Annotated in this window: 1 protein-coding gene; it reads left to right on the top strand. The window is 41.9% G+C overall.

All coding sequences use genetic code 11. The annotated features are described in order from the left end of the window. Nucleotides 1–488: 488 nt before the first annotated feature. Nucleotides 489–1,416, top strand: a 928-nt coding sequence (locus tag KDK14_RS17045; RefSeq protein ID WP_257266382.1) for a hypothetical protein, incomplete at its 3' end; no start/stop codon positions are given.

The following is a 1,416-nucleotide window of genomic DNA, read 5'->3' as shown; positions in this document are numbered from 1 at the left end:
CGGCACGACCGGCTTCCGAAGGTTTCAACGTCTTCTGAAGTTACGGATTCAGGCTGTAGTGAAGATTTTTTAAAGCAAAAAAATCAGGATAGTCGTCTAAAGTATGAAATCTGTCAACTCCAAATGGTTCGAAAAGCTCTTTAAGTTTTTTAACACCTTCATCCTTTCGTTTGCCAAAACATAAGCCAAAACAGAGTCGTTATTATAAGCAGTTAACCAAATCATATTTTCTGACCAAGTAGTCATTCAATCCCGGCAACTGCTCCTGCATCGCTCAGGCTCCTGCATCCATGCAGTCGAGCGGCGTTACCACTCTTGCCACATTGACTATGCTCCCTGCGTTGTGCCTTGCATAGTAGCTGCCCATTTAGCCAAAAATATACAGTTCAATTTGACCAACTATTAATAGCTATAAAATCTGAATTCAAGCATGAACTTGTCTGATTTTTTGTTGTCAGAAAGATAACCTTAAAACAAAGGCACTGTTCATGATTAATTATCCTTCTTTTACAGCATCTTCTCCTGTTAATGATCCGCCACCGCCTTATGATGATCCGCCACCGTCTTATGAAGAAACAATGGCACAAAGGGCTGTATTAGGGGATCATGAGGTCCAATCTGCTTCTGCTGATGCAACGGTAAATTTAAACGTTCAAACAACAACTCCGATTCAGCCGGGAACGCCCCAAGAGGCAAATATTGAGGAGCGTACAGTGGGCGCTGTTTCTGTCGCGGGCGCTGTTTCAGTCACGGGCGCTGTTTCAGTCAATAGTGGAAACACTCAATTATTGAGAAGACTATGCACTGATAACTCAGAGCTTGAGCCTCACTTCGAGGCAACGTTAGATTCAGCCCTTGTCGCTATTATTGCAAAATTTCCCAATATAGTTTCATTCTTTCGTGTTCCAGATTTCAAGAGTGCTGCGGCTAAAATGTTAGCTTTGTATGCCTATTATTCCCTTCCTGATTATGATGATTCGCAAGAGCCAAAACGAGAGTCAAAAAAGGCGTTATGTGAACTTGTCCTGAATAATACTAAGCCTTTCAATATAGTATTTCCTTATATAGCGGTTCCCGGTTGTGGTCATTTTAAGCCTGAAAGATTTCTGGATGTTGTGCTCTCTCTGTGCGAAAGTGCATATCAAGGCACTTTTCCAAAAAAAGTTATCAGTATTGGTTCGGGGCAAGCATTTCTTGAAAAATGTCTTAGTTTGATGGGAGACGTTACTGTGAAATGCTATGACCGTGAACCATTAACCCGATTTTTACCTGTTGAACACGCTGAGTTTCCAAAAGATATCAACAACTGCCTGCCTGATGATTGCAGAGATTGTTTATTGGTTTCAGGATATCCCCAAGGGTTTTTAGGTCCTGTGCTTTTGGAATTTATACGACGGGGAGGGGAAATGCTCTGCA

This window comes from Endozoicomonas sp. ONNA2, from assembly GCF_024606365.1.
Taxonomy (GTDB): domain Bacteria; phylum Pseudomonadota; class Gammaproteobacteria; order Pseudomonadales; family Endozoicomonadaceae; genus Endozoicomonas.
Note: the sequence above shows the minus strand (reverse complement) of the source record. Positions and strands in the feature narration are given on the sequence as shown.